The 17847-nt window shown below is 71.2% G+C and carries 14 protein-coding genes; 5 read left to right on the top strand and 9 right to left on the bottom strand.

Translation table 11 applies throughout. The annotated features are described in order from the left end of the window. Window positions 1–51: 51 nt before the first annotated feature. From ABZ386_RS12795 to ABZ386_RS12775, 5 genes are all read right to left on the bottom strand, one after another. Window positions 52–1125, bottom strand: coding sequence for a class I SAM-dependent methyltransferase (locus ABZ386_RS12795; protein WP_355715054.1), 1074 nt, complete (start codon window positions 1123–1125; stop codon window positions 52–54). Next, window positions 1122–1952 (bottom strand): SAM-dependent methyltransferase, encoded by an 831-nt coding sequence (locus ABZ386_RS12790; protein WP_356502423.1) that lies wholly within the window; start codon window positions 1950–1952, stop codon window positions 1122–1124. Before ABZ386_RS12790 ends, ABZ386_RS12795 begins: the two co-directional genes overlap by 4 nt. A 68-nt stretch (window positions 1953–2020) precedes the next feature. After that, complete coding sequence (locus ABZ386_RS12785) at window positions 2021–2533, bottom strand: MaoC family dehydratase (protein WP_355715048.1); 513 nt, start codon at window positions 2531–2533, stop codon at window positions 2021–2023. 80 nt (window positions 2534–2613) lie between these two features. Next, window positions 2614–3780, bottom strand: a complete 1167-nt coding sequence (locus ABZ386_RS12780) for an aminotransferase class I/II-fold pyridoxal phosphate-dependent enzyme (protein WP_355715086.1) — start codon at window positions 3778–3780, stop codon at window positions 2614–2616. 149 nt (window positions 3781–3929) lie between these two features. After that, window positions 3930–5372, bottom strand: coding sequence for an MFS transporter (locus ABZ386_RS12775; protein WP_355715045.1), 1443 nt, complete (start codon window positions 5370–5372; stop codon window positions 3930–3932). Between the two features lie 339 nt (window positions 5373–5711). On the opposite strand from ABZ386_RS12775, the gene ABZ386_RS12770 reads away from it, so the two are divergent. Then, window positions 5712–8054: a serine/threonine protein kinase gene (locus ABZ386_RS12770; protein ID WP_355715042.1), complete on the top strand. Its 2343-nt coding sequence runs from the start codon at window positions 5712–5714 to the stop codon at window positions 8052–8054. A gap of 770 nt (window positions 8055–8824) precedes the next feature. Here the strand turns inward: ABZ386_RS12770 and ABZ386_RS12765 are convergent. Next, window positions 8825–9790: a pirin family protein gene (locus tag ABZ386_RS12765; RefSeq protein ID WP_356669322.1), complete on the bottom strand. Its 966-nt coding sequence runs from the start codon at window positions 9788–9790 to the stop codon at window positions 8825–8827. A 166-nt stretch (window positions 9791–9956) separates the two neighbouring features. Here ABZ386_RS12765 and ABZ386_RS12760 point away from each other — a divergent pair, with 166 nt between their 5' ends. Beyond that, a complete protein-coding gene (locus ABZ386_RS12760) occupies window positions 9957–10322 on the top strand; it encodes a tetratricopeptide repeat protein (protein ID WP_356617704.1) in 366 nt (121 codons plus the stop codon). 91 nt (window positions 10323–10413) lie between these two features. On the opposite strand, the gene ABZ386_RS12755 is transcribed toward ABZ386_RS12760, so the two are convergent. Further along, entirely contained in the window at window positions 10414–11823 is a 1410-nt protein-coding gene (locus tag ABZ386_RS12755) for a PepSY domain-containing protein (RefSeq protein WP_358964715.1), read from the bottom strand. Window positions 11824–11957: 134 nt separating this feature from the next. On the opposite strand from ABZ386_RS12755, the gene ABZ386_RS12750 reads away from it, so the two are divergent. Both ABZ386_RS12750 and ABZ386_RS12745 read left to right on the top strand, forming a co-directional pair. Beyond that, window positions 11958–12602, top strand: coding sequence for a peptide deformylase (locus tag ABZ386_RS12750; RefSeq protein ID WP_351333094.1), 645 nt, complete (start codon window positions 11958–11960; stop codon window positions 12600–12602). A gap of 136 nt (window positions 12603–12738) precedes the next feature. Further along, window positions 12739–14325: an ABC-F family ATP-binding cassette domain-containing protein gene (locus ABZ386_RS12745; RefSeq protein WP_351333097.1), complete on the top strand. Its 1587-nt coding sequence runs from the start codon at window positions 12739–12741 to the stop codon at window positions 14323–14325. A 30-nt stretch (window positions 14326–14355) separates the two neighbouring features. Here ABZ386_RS12745 and ABZ386_RS12740 read toward each other — a convergent pair whose 3' ends face one another. Continuing rightward, entirely contained in the window at window positions 14356–15786 is a 1431-nt protein-coding gene (locus ABZ386_RS12740) for an NAD(P)/FAD-dependent oxidoreductase (RefSeq protein WP_351333100.1), read from the bottom strand. Between the two features lie 119 nt (window positions 15787–15905). Here ABZ386_RS12740 and trxA point away from each other — a divergent pair, with 119 nt between their 5' ends. Next, window positions 15906–16286 (top strand): thioredoxin, encoded by a 381-nt coding sequence (trxA, locus tag ABZ386_RS12735; RefSeq protein WP_351333102.1) that lies wholly within the window; start codon window positions 15906–15908, stop codon window positions 16284–16286. A gap of 29 nt (window positions 16287–16315) precedes the next feature. Here trxA and ABZ386_RS12730 read toward each other — a convergent pair whose 3' ends face one another. Then, window positions 16316–17752: a benzaldehyde dehydrogenase gene (locus ABZ386_RS12730; RefSeq protein ID WP_358964714.1), complete on the bottom strand. Its 1437-nt coding sequence runs from the start codon at window positions 17750–17752 to the stop codon at window positions 16316–16318. Between the last annotated feature and the right edge of the window lie 95 nt (window positions 17753–17847).

Below are 17847 nucleotides of genomic sequence, written 5' to 3'. Positions count from 1 at the left end.
GGGTCAGGACCGGACGTCCTACGCGGTTCAGGGCCGGGCGTGGTGCGCGGCTCAAGGCCGGACCTCGTACACGGCGTTGACCGGGGTCTCGGTTGCGCGCCGCCAGCGGGTGAAGCCGGCCTCCTCCGCGATGGCGCGGAACGCCTTCTCGCCGGAGTGGTTGCCGAGGGCGTGCGGGCCGCGCTGGGCGACGGCGACGGGCAGGCACATCACGGCGGACAGCGACATGAACATGCGGGCAGCCGGTGTGCGGGTGTCGATGTCGGCGGGCGAGACGTTGGACTCGACGAGCATCCAGGTGCCGTCCTGGTCCAGGGACTTGTGGACGTGCTGGGCGGCGGCGACCGGGTCGCCCATGTCGTGCAGGCAGTTGAAGAAGGTGACCAGGTCGTAGCTGCTGCCCGGGTAGTCGTCGGCGGACGCGGTCTCGAAGACGACGCGCTCGGACAGGCCCGCGTCGTCGGCGAGCTGCCGGGCGATGGCGACGGCCTCCTCCGAGTAGTCGAAGCCGTACACCCTGGCCTGCGGGTAGGCCTTGGCGATGAGCAGGGTGGTGTGTCCCACGCCGCAGCCGATGTCGGCGACGCTGCCGCCGTTCGCCAGCTTCTCGGTGACGCCTTCCAGAGCGGGCAGCCAGTCGCTCAGCAGCCGGTGCTGGTAGGTGGGCTGGAAGAAGCTGCCCATGCCGGTGTCGAGTGCCGGGTCGTGCTCGGCCCAGCCCACGCCCTCGCCGGTACGGTAGGCGTCGACGAGCAGGTCCTCGGTGGCGTACAGCGCCTTCAGCGCGGTGAAGAATCCCGCGGCGTACGTGGCGGACCCGGGCTCGGCGAGGACGGAGGCGTGCGCCTGCGGCAGGGTGTACTTGTCGGACGACGGGTGGCGTTCCACGTAGTCGGCGCTGAGCTGGGCGTGCAGCCACTCCTCCGCGTACCGCGCGGTCACGCCGGCGCGCTCCGCGAGTTCCGCGGGGGTGAGCGGGCCGTGCTCGGCGAGTGCGCGGTACAGGCCGAGCCGCTCGCCGAGGGAGACGGTCAGGCCGCGGACGGCGGCTGCAGCGTCGTCGATGATGCGCTGGTGGAAAGCGGTGGTGGGGTCGGCACTCGGGGCACCGGTCGGGTCGGTCATGACGTGGCCTCGTCTCGGGTCGCGGTGAACAGGAAGGACCGCGGCACGCGGGGCACCTCACGGGACGGCACGGGGTAGGGCCAGCGGCCGAAGTCGGCGCCGTCCTCACCGGGCTGCTTGACCTCGCGCACCGTCCAGCCGCAGGAGGTGAGCAGCTGCTCGGGCTCCTCGGTGCCGAACAGCCAGGGGTTGCCGTCCTCTTCGAGCGCCTTCATGAAGGGCCGTGAGAGCGGGTTCTCCAGGGCCGCCTTGCTGATGACGTCACCGAGGAGGACGGAGCCCGGCGCGCTGTGCTGCCACAGGGTCGTGATCAGGGTGCGCACTGCGTCTTCGGGCAGGAAGAACAGCAGACCCTCGACCACCCACAGCGTGGGCTGCTCCGAGCGCCAACCTGCTTCCTTCAGCGGGCCGGTCCAGTCCTGGGTGAGGTCGACGGCGACGGTGCGGCGTTCACGGCCGGCCGGCTTCGGCTCGTCGGCGAGCATGGCCGCCTTGGCCTCGAGAAGCGCGGGCCGGTCGAGTTCGTAGACGGTGACGCCCGTGGGCCAGTCGAGCCGGTAGTAGCGGGTGTCCATACCGGCCGCGAGGAACACGACCTGGCGGATCTCCTGCTCCCGCATGGCGCGGCCGATGGCGCGGTCCAGGTAGGTGGTGCGGATGGCGAGGAACGGCACGGTGCCTGCGCCCGCGTAGCGATCGAGCAGCTCGAAGCCGACGGTGCCGGCGACCGTGCGGGCGTAGGGATCGGCGAACAGCCGGTCCTCACGCTCGGTCTCCAGTGCCCGCGCGGCGGCGGTCCACTGGGCAGTGCGGGATACGGCCTCCACAGGAGGTCTCCCTTCGGGAAGCGCTTGGGAAGCGGAAGGTGGAGCGGGACGTGTGCGGACGGCCGTGTTCAGCGCTCTCGTACACAGGGGACCGGGTCCTCCGCCGCGGACATCGACGCGGGGGATTCGGCGGAGGAGTCGGCAGGGCGCCGCCGGAAGATGCTGTGCAGGATCATGCTGAACACGGCCGTCCCGTCGGGGGCCACCAGCTCGCAGCGCGGCTGGACGATGCCGGTGGCGGGATTGCCGAACGAGGGACGCGATCCCAGGATCCGGATACGCGCGGTGAGGATGTCGCCCGGACGCACGGGCCGGTGGTAGCGGACCTCGTCGATACCCGGGGATCCGACGCAGGCGCTGTAGGCGAGGAGCCCGTCGACGTAGCGCCGCATGAAGAGCGCCGAGGTGTGGAAGCCGCTGGCGATCAGCCCTCCGAAGGGCGACTGCTTCGCGAGCTCCGGGTCGGTGTGGAAGGGCTGCGGGTCGTAGCGCCGTGCGAACTCCAGCACCTCCTCCTCGGTGACGGTGACGGTGCCCAGCTCGTGGATGTCACCGGTGCGGAAGTCCTCGAAGTAGCGCATGACGCCCCCTGGAGCCGGAGAAAAGATTCTCTTGACGTACCCCAATATACGAATGAGCCGTTTATTTTGTCAATCCAAATCTACGATCGGACCAAGGCTTGTTCGATGTCTCGCCAGAGGTCGTCCGGGTGCTCGATGCCCACCGACATCCGCACCGTTCCGGCGCCGATACCGGCCGCTGCCAGGGCCTCCTCGCCGAGCTCTCGGTGCGATGTCGACGCCGGGTGAGCGACCAGCGTCTCCACTCCGCCCAGCGAGAGCGCGAGCCGGGCGAGCCGCACCCGCTCGATGAACGCGCGGCCGGCCTCCCGCCCGCCGGCAAGCTCGAACGAGACCATGCCGCCCCCTCCGGACAGCACCTTGCGCGCCATGTCGTACGACGGATGGCCGGGCAGCCAGGGCCAGTTCACGGCGGTGACCTGCTCGTGCTCCGCGAGACGGCTGGCCAGGAGCTGTGCGCCCGCGCAGTGCTGCCGCATCCGCAGCGGCAGCGACGGCAGCCCGCGCAGGGTCAGCCAGGCCGCGAACGGATCGGCGCAGGCGCCGAGTTCGACCGTGCGCGGCCACACCCGGTCGCGCAGCTCCACGTCGGCGAAGACGGCGACCCCGCCCAGTACGTCGGAGTGACCCGCCAGGTATTTGGTCGTCGAGTGCACGACCACGTCTGCGCCGTGCTCTATGGGGCGGCACAGCACGGGCGACGCGAGGGAGTTGTCCACAACGCTGACCACACCGTGCCGCCGGGCCGCCGCCAGCAGGCCGGGAAGATCGGGCACCTGACCGGTCGGATTGGCGATGGTCTCGAGATGCAGCACGCGAGTGGTAGGCCGCACAAGCCGTTCGAACTCGGCCGGGTCGTCTCCTCCTACGTACTCCACCTTGACGCCGTACCGCGCCGCGAGGTCCGAGAGCACGGCGTACGTACCGCCGTACAGGCAGCGCTGGGCGACCACGTGGTCACCTGGTCGCAGCAGCGAGAGCAGCACCCCGCTGATCGCACCCATCCCGGACGCGAAAGCGATGGCGGCGGCTCCTCCCTCCAGCGCGGCGAGTGTGCGCTCCAGGGCCCGTACGGTCGGGTTGCCACGCCGCGAGTAGACGTACGGACCGTCCGGCCCGGCCATGGCGTCGGCGAGCGCGTCGGCGGACTCGAAGGCGAAGGCCGAGGACTGGACGATGGGAACGCTCAAGGGCTGACTGCCGCCCGGCAGAGGCTCGTTCAGGATGTGCACGGCACGGGTCTGCATGTCCAAAGTGGGTGCTCCTCTCTACACAGAACTCAGGGCCGCCCGGTGCCCCGGTTACCCGGTGCCGGACGGCCCTTCGGAGGTTCTCTTGTCCTGGTGGACGGTGGCGTTGTGCGATTCCTCCACCTGCCCACTGGGCGGCCGGCCCGCTAGACGCCGGCCCGCTCGCCCTGCGCCGCGGAGGCGGCGTCGGCCTGCGGTGCGGCAGCCGCCTTGTCGCTGCGCATCGCCAGCAGAGTGATCAGCCCGCCCACAGCGGCGATGACGGCGGCCCAGATGAACGCGGCACTGAAGCCGTCCGTCAGCGCGGGCAGGTTGCCCAGCTGGCCGGCGCCCTGTGACGTGGCCACCGCGGTCAGTGCCGCGAGACCCAGCGCGGAGCCCACCTGGTACGTGGTGTTGACGATGCCGGACGCCAGACCCGCCTGCTCCTGCGGAGCCCCGGACATGGCGGCCATCATCGCCGGGATGTAGGCGAGCGACATGCCGAGCGCGGCGACCAGCGAGGCAGGCAGGACATCGACCACGAAGGTGCCGGTGGGCTCGACGGCGGACAGCCACAGCAGTCCGGCGGCGAGGACCAGCAGACCACCGCCGATCATCGGCTTGGCGCCGAACTTGGCCATCAGCTTCGCCGTGATCGCCGTCATGAAGATCATCAGCAGACCGGTCATCGGCAGCAGCGCGGCACCGGACGCGAACGCCCCGTAGCCGAGGACCTGCTGGAGGTACAGGTTGAGGAAGTACCACATCGGGATCCACGCGGCGCCGAGCAGGGTCATCGCGAGGTTGGCCGAGCCGAGCCGCGGGACGCGCCAGATGCCGAGCGGCATCAGCGGCTCGCGTACCGTCTTCTGGATCACGAAGAACAGCACGAGCAGCGCGACGGCACCGGCCAGCTGAAGCACGGTCCCGGTGGAGGTCCAGCCGACCTCCGGCGCGCGGACGATGGCGAAGACCGCGAGCGCCAGGCCGGCGGTGACCGCGGCGGCTCCCAGCACGTCGACCGAACCGCGGCGGCTGCCGACGGCGGGCAGGAGCTTGGTGGCCGCGAGGGTGGCGACACCGATCGGGACGTAGATGATGAAGATCCACGGCCAGCTGAGCCACTCGGTGAACACTCCGCCGAGGAACACGCCGGCCGTGCCGCCCGCGGGGGCGGCGGCGCCGTAGAGCGCCATCGCCTTGCCGAGCTCCTTCGGGTCATGCGCGAAGAGCATCATCAGCAGCGTCATGGCCGACGGCGCGATCAGCGCACCGCCCACACCTTGAACGGCACGGCCGACGACCTCCACCCACGCCGTCTGCGCGGCGGCCGCGACAACCGAGCCGGCGATCAGCACGACCCAGCCGGTGTTGAAGATCTTGCGAGCACCGATCAGGTCGGAGAGGCGGCCGCCGAGCAGCAGCAGTCCGCCGAAGGCGATGACGTAGGCGTTGAAGACCCACTGCAACTCACCCTGCGAGAAGCCGAGGTCCTTCTGCATCTCGGGGAGCGCCACCCCGATGATCGACGTGTCCATGATGACCATGAACTGAGCGGCGGCGAGCACGACCAGTGCCCACCAGCGCCGGGGATTGACGGCAGACATGGGTTCATCCCTTCTCTGACATACCCCCAGGGGGTACTTTCGCTGCGAAGGTAGCATACCCATGGGGGGTATGTAAGAGAGCAAGTAGAGATCCGCACCATGGGCGCTTCCGCAAGTCGGCCATGACCCGCGAAAGGCGGCATACGGCTGCGAGAGGACGATCAAAGCGGTGGGTGGCAGTCCTCCATCGGCGTCGGCGGTAGCCGCAGGAGTGAGCACTCCGTCACACGGTGACGTGCCGCCGTGACTATCTGGGGCAACGCTGCATCCGGCGCTGACAGGATGCGAACCCAGGCCAACCCGAGGCACCACCGGCAGGGAAGGTCCTATCGTCTCTTCATGTCGATACGCCATGAAGACCTGGTCAGTCCGGCTACGCGCAGCACCTTCCGCATGCTGGCCACGAATCTGACCGTCCGGACGATCGCCGAAGTGTGGCAGAGCCACAACTTCGCGCCTGTTCCTGATGACGAGCTGCGGTACACCGACACCAGCGTGCGCCGCACCACGTTCGAGTCGTACGCGGCGGCAGTCGACTGGTCCGATCGCTCCCACGTCAGCCGGGCCCTACGAGTCTTCGAGGACATCATCCGCAGCGGCAAGCGGGAGGGATGGGCGGGATCATGGCTGGATGAAGTGACGGCGAAGCTAGAGCGGGACGGCCTGGTCCTCGACGAGCACGGCCGCATCACTGGCGTGTGGATGGCCGTCCCACCCCGGGTAACGCCGGCAGGCAGCGGAGCGCGGGGACTGCGGATCACCGAGGTCACCCGCCGCCGCATCTTCGACCTGCTGCGCCGACAGGGCACCGCCTGGTCCGGCGGCTTGGACGAGATCGCCTTCCTGTTACGGCTGTACAACCTGCAGGCCTTGCCGAGCACCGACTCACGCTTCACCACGGCCGAGCGGGACATCGTCCAGCACCGGTACAACAACCAGGACTGGGAGGACGACTGGATCTACGACGACGCGCGATTCGCTCTCGCCCAGGGGCCGGACGAGACCCTGCTGAGGTTCCTGGCCGAGATGATCCACCCCGCCGTACGTACGGACACCACCGAGGTGCAGCAGCTGCTCGCGGCATTCAATGAAGCCCTGACCCGCGATGGTTACGCGCTTGTCCAGCGAGCCACGATCAGCGGCTTCCCCGTCTACGAAGGGCGCCGGCTCGAGGACGCCGGCTCCGAGCGCCGGCAGCCCACGCAGAGAGATATACAGCCATCGCGGCCTCTGTCGGCAGTCCGTGAGCCCACGGCGCCGACTCCGGGAAGGCCTCCCGTCCGTGTCACCGCGCCTGTGCGCGAGCTCGCCCGTGGTGAGCGGAAGGACTACGCCTGCGACCGCTTCCCCATCCCGCACGGCGGACAAGCTGATGTCTTCCGCGCGACCCACAAGGCGACCGCGGCAACAGTCGCTCTCAAACAACTCCGAGGCAGGCCTCCCGCTGAGCGGCAGATCGCCCGTATGCGCCGTGAAATCGTGGTGGGCCGCTACCTCGATGGTCACCCGCACGCCATGCCCGTGCTGGACGCCGACCCGAACCACAGGTGGTTCGTGATGCCCTACGCCGAGACCACAGCCGAGCACTGCCGTCCGGAACTCTCCGAACTTCCGGGTCTGCGTGCCCTGTTGGACGCGCTGTGCTCTGTGCTGACCAGCGCGCACCAAGCCGGGTGGATCCACCGGGACATCAAGCCCGCCAACATCCTCCGTCTCGACGGTCGCTGGGTCCTGGCGGACTGGGGCATAGCCCGTCGTCCCCGCGGGCAGACCACCGACCCCCAGCGCACACGGGTCGGCGTCCGCTTCGGCACGGACGGCTTCGCCGCACCGGAACTCGCCCATGACGCGCACGCGGCCACGCAGGCTGCCGACATCTACAGCATCGGCCAGCTGATCGGTTGGGCCGTCACCGGAGACATGCCCCAGATCAATCTGCCCCTGATCCCCACATCAGGGCCCTGGCGCACCGTGGTACGCGCGGCCACCCAACGCGACCCCGCCCACAGACCAGCAACTGTCCAAGACCTCCAGCAGCTCATCGTCCAAGAGACGGAAACCCCGCCGCAGCCTCCCCTCCTGCGCGCCGAAGAGCTCGTGAAATCCATCGGAGCAGGCTCAGCAGCCGCAGCGCACGAACTGGTTGTGCTCGCGGCCGCACACACAGATGACGCACCCCTCTACTGCGACCTCCTCCTGACGCTCCCGGCGGCCAGCCTCGCGCCGGCGCTCCTGGCGGTACCAGGCCAAGCCGCAGAAGTCGTCCGGGCCATGGCCGCGCTTCTCGGTACCCACAGGCCGCCCGAACGCGGCGAGGTAGACGCCATGATCACCTGGCTGATGGAGATCGCCCAGCAAGCAGCAGAAGCAGGTGAGCTCGATCTGCTGGAAGAATGTTGCAACGGCGCCTTTGAATGGGACGCTGACTGGGATCAATGGATACCTCAACGCCATATCGCCGACTGGTTGCTCACTTTGGCCGGAGACTCCGCAAGCTCCGTCGCGGGAGTGCTCCGCCGCCATCCGGCCTGTGCAGCACACTTCAGCCACCTCGCCGACAACCTCCGCATCGACCACAGGATCCGAGCCGCCATTGAGGTCGCTACCGAAGGGCAGCCCATGATCCAGCAGTCTGATGGAACCGATTCCGTGCCTGCGCCGAGGACGGAGCGAACGCCATGAGCCACCAGCGAGCCCTGGACCATCAGCGACCGCAGTTGTCTCGAGGACTCATCTCGTCGCTGGGCGCGTGATGCCCATCGCTATACCCTCGCCTCCGGTCTCGTGCCGGACGCGGCTCCGACGGCCGTGGCCAGTGGGTCGCGGACCGGGCGGCCGAGGAGGTCCGCGAGGTCGGGGGCTCGGCCCGTGGAGAGAAGGCCGCACTCCCCCGCTACGTCCGTCGGGGAAGGGCGGCCGGTCCAGTCCGTGGCTGCCGGTCAGCTGTCCGGCGAGGCGCTCGTGCATGTCGGCGCTGGGCTTGCTCAAACCGATGATGGTGACCTTCTTGCCGGCAAAGAACCTGCTGGAGTCATTTCGCCACAGCATCCCTCAGGGGAGCAGCACCAAGGGCGCTCCCGCTGGGACCACCCACCTTGTGGAACTTCCACAAGCCGATAGGCCGATCATCAAGTCTCTGTACCGGCGTGTGACTCGGTTACTCGCCAAGCCGGAATCCGTCCGATGGCCACCCAGCCTGCAGCGACCGCCCTACCGCCGCAACAGCAGGACACTAGTCTGATGACATCTGATGGTGTGTCAGTAGAGTTAGCAAAGGGTTAGCAACAGTCCTGCCACAGGCGCCCACAGACGGCGACACCGTGGAATGGCGCAGCACCGCGCATCAGGCTTGCTACGAACCCAGCCGCCCTCCCGCACGCGATGGAACTGCTGAAGACAAACACTGCGGCGAGCCACCCACCCGTCACCGGCGAATCAGCCATTTTCGCAGGTCAGCGAACCCTTCCCCGCGGCTTCAGAGGCGTCGTCGGCAGTTCGGGAGCCGACAACGGATCCCCGTCGTACCCCTTCACCTCCCCGAAGCTCGACCCTTCCATCCAGTCCCGCCGCGCCTGTACGATCTCCTCCTGCGACCGTCCGATCCAGTTCCAGAACATGATCAGCTCCTCCTCGAACGGCTCGCCGCCCAGGAGCATCAGGCCCGCGTCCGACTCCGCCCGCAGGGGCAGTTCGCTGCGGCCGCAGCCGAGGTAGAGCATCGAGCCGGGCAGGACCGGGACGCCGTCGACGTGGGCCTCGCCGGACATGGACAGGACGGCGTACTCGAAGTCCGGTTCCAGGGGCAGGCGTACGTCAGCGCCCCGGGCCAGGGCGATGTCGGCGCCGACGATCGGGGTGTAGGCCGTGCCGGGCGACCTCGCGCCGTCGAGGTCGCCGAGGATCAGGGTCGCCTTGATGCCCGGACCCGCGACGACCGGCAGGTCGGCGTGGTGCTCGAAGCGCGGGTCGGTGTGGCGGTGGCCGTCCGGCAGGGCGACCCACAGTTGCGCGCCGTGCAGGAAACGGGCGTGCGAGCGGGGGCTCTCCTCGGAGTGGCTGATCGCCCGGCCGGAGGTCATCAGGCCCAGCTCGCGCGGGCGGATCATCTGGAGGCTGCCGGTGGAGTCGCGGTGCAGCACCTCGCCCTCGTGCAGCCAGCTCACCGTCTGCAGGCCCATGTGGGGGTGCGGCGGCACCTGCATGCCGGGCTCGTCGGCGATGTCGTCGGGGCCGTAGTGGTCGACGAAGCACCAGGCCCCGACCATCCGGCGGCCGAGGTTGGGCAGCAGCCGGCGGACCTCGCTGGACTCGCCCAGCTTCACGCGGCGCGGGCTGAGGAGTTCACGCACCGGCTCGGCCACCACGAAGCCACGGCCACCGCACAGGGCGGGGACCGCCTCGCGCTCAAGATTGCTCATGGCGCCCAACCTAGTGCGGCCGAGGCCCCCGCGTCAGCGCGTCACCGTCGCCCGCCCGGGTGCTGAGCCTGATCAAGGAGCGGGCGGACGCCGAGCCGGCCGGCCTCACCGAGTAGTGGAATATTGAACCAACAGGTTCGGTTGTCGGCCTCGAAGGAGGCCACCCGTGAACACCACCCACGACGAGACCTACTACGCCCACGGAACACCGGCGGAGCGCTGGGAGCGCGCGCTGCTGTTCTTCGACGCCAAGGACTACGCCGCCGCCGCGCGCGTCCTGGTCGGGCTGGTCGAGGAGGCGCCCGAGCAGACCGGGCCGCGCCTGCTGCTGGCGCGCTCCTACTACCACTCGGCCCAACTGCGGCGCGCCGAGGCCGAGTTGCGGACGATCGTCGAGCGGGACCCGGTCGAGCACTACGCCCGGCTGATGCTGGGCCGTACGCTCCAGCGGCAGAACCGGCACGAGGAGGCGGAGTCGCACCTGCGGATCGCCTCGGCGCTCGCGGGTGACTTCGAGCAGCCCCGCGCGTGACTTCGAGCAGCTCCGACCGCCACGCGGCCGACGGTGCCCCGGCTCCTTGGGAGCTGGGGCACCTGTGCGTCCCTGGAGGTCGGCGGGTCGGCTACTGCGCGGGGGCCCCGGGGCCGTACGAGCGCCGTCCGCGCCGGTAGGCGATCTCGCCCAGCAGGATGTCGACGGCGAGGAACACCGCCAGCGGGATGCCGAACAGGGGCAGGAAATACCCGAGTACGGCGGTCACCGCCAGCAGCGGCACCAGGATCTGCGGCGGCACCTGCTGCCAGGCGCCGCGCGGGACCGGCCGGCCGAAGGCGGTGCCGCGGCCGCGCTGCCACCACATGCGGTAGCCCCAGACGATCAGCAGGATCAGACAGAGCGCGAGCAGCATCAGGGCGATCTGGTTGGCCAGGCCGAACAGGACGCCGGTGTGCAGGTCGATGCCCCACCGGGTGAGCTTGGCGAGCACCGGGTAGTCGGCGAAGCGCAGGACGTCCATGACCTCACCACTGGCCGGGTCGATCGCGACGGAGTCCTGCTTCTCGGGCCAGCTGCGCTGGACCTGCTTGACGACGTACGCCGAGTTCGCGTCGGCGGGCGGCACGATCTCCACCGGGTCGCCGAGGCCCTCGGCCCGCGCCGCCGCCAGGACCTTGTCCAGGCCCACGCCGTGCGCGGCGTCCCCCGCCTGTCCGGCGGCGGAGCCGTGACCGGCGTGTTCACCGCCCGCCGCGGCCGACACCGACGGGGTGGCCTGGCCCAGCGAGGTCCGCAGCTCGTCGATGGAGGCCCCGGCGTGGGCCGACCAGGTCAGACCGGTCGCCGAGAGGAAGAAGAACCCGGCCGCCGCCCAGGCGCCGACGCCGCCGTGCAGTCCGAGCGTGCGGCGCCGCCCGTTCGTCCCCCGCACCTTGCGCAGGGCACGCCGGCGGGAGAACCACAGCACCAGCCCGCCGGCCGTGATCACCGACAGCCAGCTGGCCGCCAACTCGCTGTACAGGCGCCCCGGTTCTCCGAGGTGGAGGTCCCGGTGGAACTCGTCGATCCAGGTGCGCAGGGGCAGCGCGCCGGTCGCGCCGTACTGTTCGAGGGCGCCCCGCACCTTCGCGGTGTAGGGGTCGACGAAGACGGCGAGCGTGTGACCCTCGTCGACGCCCGGGACGCCGGACAGCAGCACCCTGGTCGTCGCGTCGTCCTCGAGTGAGGGGCGTACGGCCGAGACCGTGCCCTCCGGGTGGGCCTTGCGGGCGGCGGCGACCTGCTCGCTGATCGGCAGCTTCCGCTCGCCGACGGGGACGGTCAGCTCGTGGTCGTAGACGATCTTCTCGGCCTGGAAGGAGGCGGCGTACAGCAGGCCGGTGACGGCGGCGACGAGGAGGAACGGCGCCACCAGCACCCCTGCGTAGAAGTGCAGGCGCAGGACGAGGGGACGCAGCGGGGCCCAGCTGTTCTTCGACGGTGCCGGGGCGGCTGGTCGCGGGGCCTCGTCCGTGGTGGTCGAGGGAGCGGTGGTCATCGGCGGGCTTCTCCCGGGGGACGTCTTCTTGGCCGTTGCGGTGCAGTAGTCGGAGTGGAGGGGCGTCCAGTTCCCGAAGGAGGTGTGTGACCTGCGCCACTCGAAGGGGGAGGGTGCCGTGTCATCCTGACGCGATGGGAACTCCGAGTGATCGCGCACCCCTGGCCGAGCGGGTCGAGGAACTCCTCGCCGGCGACGGCCCCTTGACCATCGTCACGGCCGGTGACCCGGTACTGCGGCGCGGCACCGAGCCGTACGACGGTCAGCTGGACCCCACGCTGCTGGCCCGCTTCGTCGAGGCCCTGCGGGTCACCATGCGCGCGGCGCCGGGGGTCGGGCTGGCGGCGCCGCAGGTCGGCGTGGGACTCAGGATCGCGGTGATCGAGGATCCGGCTCCGGTGCCGGAGGAGGTGCGGGCGGCGCGCGGGCGGGTGCCGCAGCCGTTCCGGGTGCTGGTCAATCCCGCCTACGAGCCCGTCGGTGGCGCGCGGGCCGCGTTCTTCGAGGGCTGCCTGAGTGTGCCGGGGTATCAGGCGGTGGTGGCGCGGCCCGGCGCGGTGCGGCTGACCGGGCAGGACGAGCACGGGCGCGCCCTGGACGAGGTGTTCACGGGGTGGCCCGCGCGGATCGTGCAGCACGAGACGGACCATCTGGACGGGGTGCTGTACCTGGACCGGGCCGAGTCGCGGTCGCTCTCCTCCCACCAGGCGGTGGCGGAGCGCTGGGCGCAGCCGACGCCTCACGAGGCCGCGCGGGCGCTCGGCTTCGAACTGCCGTAGCGACAAGAAAAAAACCGGAGGCGTCCGACGCGGCGCTTCCCTTACCGTGGCCGCATGTCTACGCCCCGAATTTCCTAGCCGAGGACCCGCTTCCACGCCACCCGTGTGTCCTCTTGCTTGTTCGGAGCGTTTTCTCATGATCACCGTTCGTGACGTCGACGTGCGCGTGGGCGCGCGTCTGCTGCTGTCCGGCGTCTCCTTCCACATCTCCCCCGGCGACCGCGTCGGCCTGGTCGGCCGCAACGGCGCCGGGAAGACAACCCTGCTGCACACCCTGGCGGGCACGCTGCGGCCCGCCGCCGGGACCGTCGTCCGTACCGGCGACGTCGGTCATCTCCCGCAGGACTCGCGCGCCGCCGACCAGTCGGTCACCGTCACCGACCGGATCCTGTCCGCGCGCGGCCTCGACCGGGCCGTACGGGCGCTGCGCCGCGCGGAGGCCGCGATGGCCGACGGGACGGAGCGTTCGATGCGGGCCTATGTGCGCGCCGAGGCCGAGTTCCAGGCGCGCGGCGGCTACGCGGCCGAGGCGGAGGCCGCCCGGGTCGTCGCCGGGCTCGGCCTGCCGGCGGAGCTGGCGGACCGGCCGCTCGGCGCGCTCTCCGGCGGGCAGCGCCGCCGCGTGGAGCTGGCCCGCATCCTCTTCGCCGGGCACGGCACCCTGCTGCTGGACGAGCCGACGAACCACCTCGACGCGGCCTCGATCGCCTGGCTGCGCACCTTCCTGACGAGCCATCAGGGCGGGCTGGTGATGATCAGCCACGACACGTCCCTGCTGGCCGCCACGGTGAACCGGGTCTTCCACCTGGACCCGGGGCGGGCGGCGCTCGACATCCACAACACCGGCTGGGACACGTATCTCGAACGGCGGGACGCCGACGCGCGGCGGCGGACGCGGGAGCGGGCCAACGCCGAGCGCAAGGCAGCCGCCCTGCACGCCCAGGCGGGCAAGATGCGGGCCCGGGCGTCGACCGCGGTGGCCGCGCGGAACATGGCGCGCCGCGCGGACCGTATGCTCGCCGACCTCGAACCGGCCCGGCGCGCCGAGAAGACCGCCAGGATCCGGCTGCCCGAGCCGGCGCCCTGCGGCCGGATCCCGCTCGGCGCGGTCAGCCTGACCAGGTCGTACGGCGAGCGGCAGGTGCTGCGCGGCGTCGATCTCGCCGTCGACCGGGGCAGCCGGCTGGTGGTGCTCGGGCCCAACGGCGCCGGGAAGACGACCCTGTTGCGGATCCTCGCCGGGCAGGACGCGCCCGACAGCGGCCGGGTGGTCCACGGGCACGGGCTGCGCCTCGGCTACTTCGCGCAGGAACACGACACCCTCGACCCGGAGTCGACGGTCCGCGGGCACCTGGCGGATGCCGCCCCGCACCTCACCGACGGCGAGGTCCGCCAGGTCCTCGGCTCGTTCCTGTTCACCGGGGACGACGCCGAGAAGCGCGTCGGCGTCCTCTCCGGCGGTGAGAAGACCCGTCTGGCCCTGGCGGGTCTGGTGCACTCGGGCGCGAACGTGCTGCTCCTGGACGAGCCCACCAACAACCTGGACCCGGCCTCCCGCGCCGAGGTCCTGGCCGCGGTGGGTACGTACCCGGGCGCGATCGTCATGGTCACGCACGACGAGGGCGCCATCCGGGCACTGCGCCCGGACCGCGTCCTGCTCCTGCCGGACGCGGACGAGGACCTGTGGGACGAGGAGTACCTGGAGCTGGTGTCCTTGGCCTGAGCGGATGTCCCAGCTGTCCCGAGGCATGTCCTAGCTGTCCCGGTAGGACTCCAGCAGCCGCAGCCAGACCTCGCTGATCGTCGGGTACGCGGGGACGGCGTGCCACAGGCGGCTGACCGGGACCTGGCCGGCGACGGCGACGGTCGCGGAGTGGATGAGTTCGCCGACGCCGGGGCCGACGAGGGTCACGCCGCGCAGGATCTCGTCCTCGACGTCGACGACCATGCGGGCGCGGCCCTTGTAGCCGTCGGCGTACAGGCCCGCGCCCGCGACGGAGGACAGGTCGACGTCGACGGCCTTCACCCGGTGGCCGGCCTGTTCGGCCTCGGCGAGGGACAGGCCGACGGCCGCGGCCTCCGGGTCGGTGAAGACGACCTGGGGGACGGCGGCGTGGTCGGCGGTCGCCGCGTGGGCGCCCCACGGCTGGGCCAGCAGGGTCTCCCCGGTCGCCCGCGCGGCGATGGCGGCGCCCGCGATGCGGGCCTGGTACTTGCCCTGGTGGGTGAGCAGGGCGCGCTGGTTGACGTCGCCGACCGCGTACAGCCAGTCGTGGCCGGTGACGCGGAGGCTGTCGTCGACGTCGAGCCAGGAGCCGGGTTCCAGGCCGATGGTCTCCAGGCCGATGTCGTCGGTGCGCGCGGCGCGGCCGGTGGCGAAGAGGATCTCGTCGGCCTCGACGCGGTCGCCCTTGTCGGTGACGGCCACCACGGTGCCGTTCTCGCGGGTCACGGACTCCACCGACGTGCCGGTACGGACGTCGGCGCCCGCCTCGGTGAGGGACTCGGCGACCAGTTCCCCGGCGAAGGGCTCCATCCGGGCGAGCAGGCCCTTGCCGCGGACGAGGAGGGTGACCTTCGAGCCGAGGGCCTGCCAGACGGTGGCCATCTCGGTGGCGACCACACCCCCGCCGACGACGATCAGCCGGCCGGGCACGGTCTTGGCGCTGGTGGCCTCCCGGCTGGTCCAGGGCCGGACCTCGTCCAGTCCGGGCAGCGGCGGCAGGGCGGCGCGGCTGCCGGTGCAGACGGCGACGGCGTGCCGGGCGGTCAGGACCGTCTCGCCGCCGTCGGGGCCGGTGACCGTCACCGTGCGGGGACCGGTGAGCCGCCCGTGGCCGCGGTGGAGGTCGGCGCCGATGGAGTCGAGCCAGCCGACCTGGCCGTCGTCCTTCCAGTGGGAGGTGTAGTAGTCCCGGTGGGCGAGGACCGCGGCCGCGTCGAGGGGGCCCTGCACCGCCTGGCTCAGGCCCGGCACGCGGCGGGCGTCCGCGCGGGCGATGACCGGCCGCAGCAGGGCCTTGCTGGGCATGCACGCCCAGTAGGAACACTCGCCGCCGACGAGCTCGCTCTCCACGACCGCGGTGGTCAGCCCGGCGGCGCGGGTGCGGTCGGCGACGTTCTCCCCCACGGGCCCGGCCCCGAGCACCACGACGTCGTACGTGTTGGTTTCCGTTTCCGTCATGGGGTCAGTCTGGTGGGTGGTGTGCACCCTGGCCACATGGGTAGGGGCGCGGAATACGTGTCCGGTCGGCCGTGTTGTGCCGACGGCTTGACCCCACACCAGGAAGAGGGATTTACGCCATGAGCAGCACCGTGGAGCTCACCAAGGAGAACTTCGACCAGACGGTCACGGACAACGAGTTCGTCCTGATCGACTTCTGGGCGTCCTGGTGCGGGCCGTGCAAGCAGTTCGCCCCGGTCTACGAGAAGGCGGCGGAGGAGAACCCGGACCTGGTGTTCGGCAAGGTGGACACCGAGGCGCAGCCGGAGCTGGCCGCGGCCTTCGGTATCCAGTCGATCCCGACGCTGATGATCGTCCGTGACCAGGTCGCCGTGTTCGCGCAGCCGGGCGCGCTGCCCGAGGCCGCTCTGACGGACGTCATCGGGCAGGCCCGGAACCTGGACATGGACGAGGTCCGCAAGGCGATCGCCGAGCAGCAGGCCCAGCAGCCGGCCGAGTAACGGACCCGGCCGGCCGGCGGGCCGGGCCTCTAGTAGGGGTACGGAGCGACGTCTCCGCGCACCGTCGTCCAGCGCAGTTCGGTGAAGGCCTCCAGGTTGGCCTCGCCGCCGAAGCGGGCGCCGGTGCCGGAGGCGGCGATTCCGCCGAAGGGCGCGACGGCCTCGTCGTTCACGGTCTGGTCGTTGATGTGGACGATGCCGGTCGGGATGCGCTCGGCGAGGTCCAGGCCCCGGGCCGGGTCCCGGGTGACGATGCCCAGGGAGAGGCCGTACGGACTCTGCGCGGCCAGGGCCGCCGCCTCGTCGGCGGTGTCGAAGGGCCGGACGGGCGCCACGGGGCCGAAGACCTCCTCCGTGTAGGCCGGGGTGTGGTCGCCGACGTGGGCGAGGACCGTCGGCCGGTAGAACAGCCGGTCGTGCGTGCCGCCCGCGGCGACCTTGGCGCCCGCGGCCCTGCTGGACTCGACCAGGCCGCTGATCTTGGCGAGCTGTCCGGAGTCGATGATGGGACCCAGGTGGACCTGGTCGCGGTACGGGTCGCCGACGGCGAGCGAATCGGCCTTGGCGGCCAGCCGCGCGACGTACTCGTCGTACAGGGACGCGTGCACCAGATGGCGTCCGGTCGTCATGCAGATCTGACCCTGGTGGAAGAACGAGCCCCAGGCGGCGGTGGAGATCACCGCGTCGAGGTCGGCGTCCTCCAGCACGATCATGGCCGAGTTGCCGCCGAGTTCCAGGTGCGCCCGCTTGAGGTGACGGCCGGCCGCCTCTCCCACGGCCCGTCCGGCGGCGGTGGAGCCGGTGAAGGAGATGACCGGCACGCGCGGGTCGGCGACCAGGGCCTGACCGGCGTCCGGGCCGCCGGGGAGCACGTGCAGCAGGTCCTGCGGCAGGCCTGCGGCGGCGAAGACCGCGGCGAGGGACAGCCCGCCGCAGACGGCCGTGCGCGGGTCCGGCTTGAGCAGCACCGCGTTGCCCAGCGCCAGGGCGGGCGCGACGGAGCGGATGGACAGGATCAGCGGGGCGTTGAACGGGGAGATCACACCCACCACGCCGGCCGGGACGCGGCGCGTGTACGACAGGCGCGGGGCCTCGCTGGGCAGGACCTGGCCGGCCGGGCGGGAGGCGAGCGCGGCGGCCTCGTAGCACTCCTGGGCGGCGACGTGCAGCTCGAAGTCGGCCTTGCCGGGCACCGAACCGGACTCGCGGACGAGCCACGCGCGCAGTTCGTCGGCGTGCTCGCTGAACAGGTCGCCCGCCTTGCGGAGCACGGCGGCGCGGGCGAAGTGCGGGGCGCTCGCCCACGCGCGCTGGGCGGCCGCGGCCCGTCCGGCGGCGGCCCCCACGTCCTCGGGGGTGGCGAGGGTGAGGCCGGCGAGGACTTGGCCGGTGGCGGGCTCGGTGACGCTGTATCCGGGGCCCGTGAGGGGGTCGGGCTGCCAGCTCCTGGGGTCGAGCAACGGCATGACGGCTCTCCGATCGATCGGTCACCGGCTGACGGGTGGGCGGAAGTCCCGTGCGTGCGCGGCCGGTTCGGCGGTCACATGGCGGGACGCGCGGA

The sequence above is a fragment of the Streptomyces sp. NPDC006140 genome (assembly GCF_040628815.1).
In the GTDB taxonomy this organism is placed as follows: Bacteria; Actinomycetota; Actinomycetes; order Streptomycetales; family Streptomycetaceae; genus Streptomyces.
This window is presented reverse-complemented; position numbering and strand designations above follow the sequence as displayed.